The organism is Stenotrophomonas sp. S41 (assembly GCF_016624625.1).
Classification (GTDB): domain Bacteria; phylum Pseudomonadota; class Gammaproteobacteria; order Xanthomonadales; family Xanthomonadaceae; genus Stenotrophomonas.
This window is the reverse complement of record NZ_JACVTV010000178.1, coordinates 1-4,891: the sequence shown is the minus strand read 5'-3', so window position 1 is coordinate 4,891 and position 4,891 is coordinate 1. Positions and strand designations below refer to the sequence as shown.

Genomic DNA, 4,891 nt, shown 5'->3' with positions numbered 1-4,891 from the left:
CGGGGCCGGGGGGCCCATCGCTTTTTTCTTTTAAACCGCCCCCCCCCCCGGACACGAAAAAGCCGGGGATTCCCCGGCTTTTTCGTTTGTCGGCTGGCGGGCGGTGGAGCGGCTGGCTGGCGAAGGCTGGCTCGCGATGCTCCGGTGCTGGCGGGCGACGTTGCTTGGTGCGCCTGGTAGAGCCGACCGCTGGTCGGCTGCTCCGGGCCCTTGGTAGAGCCGACTGTTAGTCGGCTGCTCTGCGAAAAGCGGCCGACTGACAGTCGGCCCTACCAGATCGGCTCGAGGTGCCGGCTCAGTGCGCCGGGGCGCCGTTGCCGTCGATCTTGCTCAGCTGGTACAGCTCCAGGCCGATGCGCTTGATCAGGCCCAGCTGCTGCTCCAGCCACCAGGCGTGGTCTTCCTCGGTGTCCTTCAACTGCGCCAGCAGCATGTCGCGGCTCACGTAGTCGCCCTTCTCCTCGCACAGCTTCATGCCGGCGGCGAGATTGTTGCGGACGGCGTATTCAGTATCGAGATCCTTCTGCAGCATCTCCTCCACGGTCCTGCCCGGCTCGGTGGCATGCGGGCGCATGTCCGGGTCGCCGCCCAGGAACAGGATGCGGCGCAGCAGCGCGTCGGCGTGCTGGGTCTCCTCTTCCATCTCGTGGTTCAGGCGTTCGTACAGCGCGAACAGGCCCTGGTCCTCGTAGCGGCGGGAATGAATAAAGTACTGGTCGCGGGCAGCAAGCTCGCCGCGCAGCAGTTCCTTCAGGCAGGCGATGACGTCCGGGTTGCCTTTCATGGGGGTGCTCCTGTGGATCGATGCGGCATAGGGTGCCGCATTTCAAAATACGGTGATCTAATCGGAATCAGTCGCAGTTGCGCCTGCGGCTACAATCCCCCCACGAGTGCCGGAAGGACCTGCAATGCGACGTGCCTGGCGTTGGATACTGGCTGTACTCATCGCCATCGTGCTGGTCACCGCACTGGTCCTGTGGCTGCTGCTGCGCGGCAGCCTGGCTGAACTGGAGGGCGAACAGGCCCTGCCCGGGCTGGCCGCGCCGGTCAGCATCGAGCGCGACGCGCTGGGGGTGGTCACCATCACCGCCGGCAGCCAGGCCGATGCCATGCGTGCCCTCGGCCATGTGCATGCGCAGGAGCGCTATTTCGAAATGGACCTGATGCGCCGCAGTGCCGCAGGCGAACTGTCGGCGCTGTTCGGGCCGGTGGCCATCGACGCCGACAAGCGCATGCGCGTGCACCGGCTGCGCGCGCGCACCGAAGCGCACCTGGACACGGCCCTGGGCGACAACCCGCAGGCCGTGCGCGCCTACGTGGACGGGGTCAACGCGGGCCTGGCCGATCTGTCGGTGCGGCCCTGGGCCTACCTGCTGCTGCGGCAGTCGCCTTCACCCTGGCAGGCCAGCGACAGCGTGCTGGCCGGGCTGGCCATGTATGCCGACCTGCAGGACCCGGGCAACCAGAACGAGCTGGCGCTGCGCCGCATCCGCGACGTGGTGCCGCCGGCCCTGCATGCGCTGCTGGCCCACGACGGCAGCAGCTGGGACGCGCCCCTGCAGGGCGAACCGCGCGGCGACGCGGTGCTGCCCGACGCCACCCAGCTGGACCTGCGTACGCTGGCCGCCGCGCCCACCGCACCTGCCGCCGACGCCGATGCGGTCGGCAGCAACAACTTCGCCGTGGCCGGTGCGCTGACCGCCGATGGTCGCGCCATCATCGCCGACGACATGCACCTGGCCCTGCGTGCGCCCAGCCTGTGGTTCCGCGTGCGCCTGCGCTATCCGGATCCGCAGGCACCGGGTGGCCAGGTCGATGTCAGCGGCTTCTCGCTGCCGGGCGTGCCGGCGGTCATCGTCGGCAGCAACGGGCACGTGGCCTGGGGCTTCACCAACAGCTACATCGACACCGCCGATTTCCGCCGCGAACCAGCGAATGCGCCGGTGACCGTGCACGAGGAGCGCATCGCCGTGGCCGGCGGGCCCGATGTGCTGTTCCCGGTGCGCGAAACCGCGTGGGGGCCGATCCTGCACACCCATGCCGATGGCAGCGGCGATGCCCTGCGCTGGGTCGCCCACCTGCCCGGCGCGGTGCGCATGGACTTCGCCGACATGGCACGCGCCGGTGACCTCGGCCATGCCCTGAAGACCGCCGACCATGCCGGCATTCCCGCACAGAACCTGGTGATCGGCGACCGCAGCGGGCGCATTGCCTGGCGCCTGGTCGGTGCGCGCCCGGACCGCGGCCCCGGCTGCGTCCCGCAGGGCTTCAACACCCTGCAGGACAGCGCAGACTGCGCGCCGTGGCCGATCCGCAGCGATGCCGCGCCGGCGCTGATCGATCCGCCAGGGCAGCGCCTGTGGACTGCCAACAGCCGCGTCGTCGACGATGCCACCCTGGCCGTGGTCGGCAACGCCGGCTACGACCTGGGCGCACGCGGCCAGCAGATCCGCAACCTGCTGGCCACCCAGGACCGCTTCGACGAGCACGACCTGCTGGCGATCCAGCTCGACGACCGCGCGGTGTTCCTGCAGCGCTGGTGGGTGCTGCTGCACGAAACCGCCGAGCACAGCGATGTCCCGTCATTGAAGCGCCTGGCCGCCGCCAGCGAACACTGGGACGTGCGTGCCTCGGCCAATTCAACCAGCTACCGCATCGTGCGCGGTTTCCGCGGCGAGGTGCTCGATGCCATCGAAAGCGCACTGCTGGCACCGGCCAAGGCGCGCCTGGGGGATGACTACCTGCCGCCGCGGCTTGCGCAGCTGGAAGGCGTGGTCTGGCCGATGCTGCAGCAGCGCCCGGCCAACCTGCTGCCGCCCGGCGTGGACAGCTGGGATGCACTGCTGGCCAAGGCCGCGCATACGCTGGAAGCCGACCTGGGCAAGCAGGGGCCGCTGCAGCAGCGCACCTGGGGCGAGCGCAACGTGGCCGACATCTGCCACCCGGTCTCCCGTGCCCTGCCCGCCTTCACCCGCCGCTGGTTGTGCATGCCGGCCGACCAGCTGCCCGGCGACCGCGACATGCCGCGCGTGCAGGGCCCGAGCTTCGGTGCCTCGCAGCGCATGGTGGTTTCGCCGGGCCATGAAGCCGACGGCATCGTGCACATGCCGGGTGGGCAGAGTGGCCACCCGCTGTCGCCGTACTGGGGCGCCGGCCACGAAGACTGGGTGCATGGGCGCCCGACCCCGTTCCTGCCGGGCAAGGCGGAGCATGTGCTGAAGCTCGTCCCGGCAAGGTAGTGCCGGCCGCTGGCCGGCAACCCTGGCGCGAAGCCGAGCATAGGCTCAGAGGGTAGCGCCGGGCCATGCCCGGCGACGCACAATCCCGCCGCGCTGCGCGCTCGCCGGGCATGGCCCGGCGCTACCGGATCAGGCCTTGCGGCGTTCGATCAGGTTCAACAGCGGCCCGGTCATCGCCGTGGTCACCAGCGCCATGATCACCAGCACCGCGAACAGGCGGTCACCCAGCAGGCCCAGTTCGTAGCCCAGGTTGAGCACGATCAGCTCCATCAGGCCACGGGTGTTCATCAGCACGCCGAGGCGCCAGGCTTCGCGATTCTCCATGCCGGTGCTGCGCGCGGCACTCCAGGTGCCCAGCAGCTTGCCCGCCGTGGCCACCACGATCACCACCACGCACAGCAGGATGTCGCTGGTCTGCAGCGCATCGGCGCGCATGCGCAGGCCGGTCATCGCGAAGAACAGCGGCAGCAGCAGGGTCGCCGCGAACGGTTCGACCTTGGCCACCAGCAGCTCGCGCAGCTGCGCGTTGGATGACACCGCCACGCCGGCCGCGAACGCGCCGAACAGCGCATGGATGCCCAGCACTTCGGTCACCAGCGCGCTGGCCAGCGACAGCAGCAGGATGCCGAGCAGCCAGCGCCCTTCGCGCCCTGGGACGATCTGCTGGCGGGCGAACCACGGCTTCACCGCCCCCAGCATCAGCGCGATGAACAGCACCACGCAGACCAGGTTGACGCTCGCCGACAGCCAGCCGGTCGCCTGCGCAGCGGCCACGATCAGCGCCAGCATGCACCACGCCGTGGCGTCGCCCAGCGCCGCACAGGCGATGGAGGTCTGCCCCAGCGGGGTCTGGGTGATGCCACGGTCGGCAAGGATGCGCAGCAGCACCGGGAAGGCGGTGATGCTCATCGAAATGCCGACGAACAGCGCGAAGGCAGTGAAGCCCACACCCTGCGGGCCGTGCTCGGGAAACAGCCAGATGGCCAGCCCCACACCCAGCACGAAGGGCACGGCGATGCCGGCATGGCTGACGGTGAAAGCGAATTTGCGGCGGCCACGCAGCGCGCCCAGGTCGAGCTCGGCACCGGCCACCAGCAGGAACATCAGCACGCCCAGCTGGCTGAGCATGCCCAGCGGCCCCAGCGACGCGGCCGGGAAAAGGGCCCCGTGCAGCTGCGGCAGCAGGCTGCCCAGCACCAGGGGGCCCATCATCAGGCCAGCGGCCATCTCGCCGATCACCGCCGGCTGGCCGAAATGCTTCAGCAGCGCACCCGCGCCCTTGGCCACCAGCAGCAGCACCAGCAGCTGCAGCAGGAACAGGCCCAGCGGCGATGCCAGGTGGTGGGCCCAGTCACTGCCGACCACGGCCTCGGCCTTGGACGCCACCGACGGCACGCCCGGCCCGGCATAGCGCGCCAGCGCCAGGCCGATCGCCAACGGAACCGCCGCCCACGCCAGGTAACGCCAACCCCATTTCATCGGCGGCACGCTGCCTCCGGTCTGTACGTCCATGAACATTCCCCAATGTGCAGGGGCCCGATGATACAAAATGGGGGACGGAGGGGATTACGTCGTTCTGGGTCGCCGGGGGGGGGGCCCGGGCGGCCCCCCCCCCCCCCCCCCGCCCCGGGCGGGGGGGCCCCCGCCCCCCC

Annotated in this window: 3 protein-coding genes; 1 reads left to right on the top strand and 2 read right to left on the bottom strand. The window is 70.3% G+C overall.

Features of this window, described 5'->3' with window-relative positions:
- Positions 1 to 295: 295 nt before the first annotated feature.
- Positions 296 to 784, bottom strand: a complete 489-nt coding sequence (gene bfr / locus IAE56_RS20585) for a bacterioferritin (protein ID WP_116863027.1) — start codon at positions 782 to 784, stop codon at positions 296 to 298.
- Positions 785 to 908: 124 nt separating this feature from the next.
- Here bfr and IAE56_RS20580 point away from each other — a divergent pair, with 124 nt between their 5' ends.
- Positions 909 to 3,239: a penicillin acylase family protein gene (locus IAE56_RS20580; RefSeq protein WP_200753797.1), complete on the top strand. Its 2,331-nt coding sequence runs from the start codon at positions 909 to 911 to the stop codon at positions 3,237 to 3,239.
- Positions 3,240 to 3,368: 129 nt separating this feature from the next.
- Here the strand turns inward: IAE56_RS20580 and IAE56_RS20575 are convergent, their stop codons facing one another.
- Positions 3,369 to 4,757, bottom strand: coding sequence for a cation:proton antiporter (locus IAE56_RS20575; protein WP_200753796.1), 1,389 nt, complete (start codon positions 4,755 to 4,757; stop codon positions 3,369 to 3,371).
- Positions 4,758 to 4,891 lie beyond the last annotated feature (134 nt).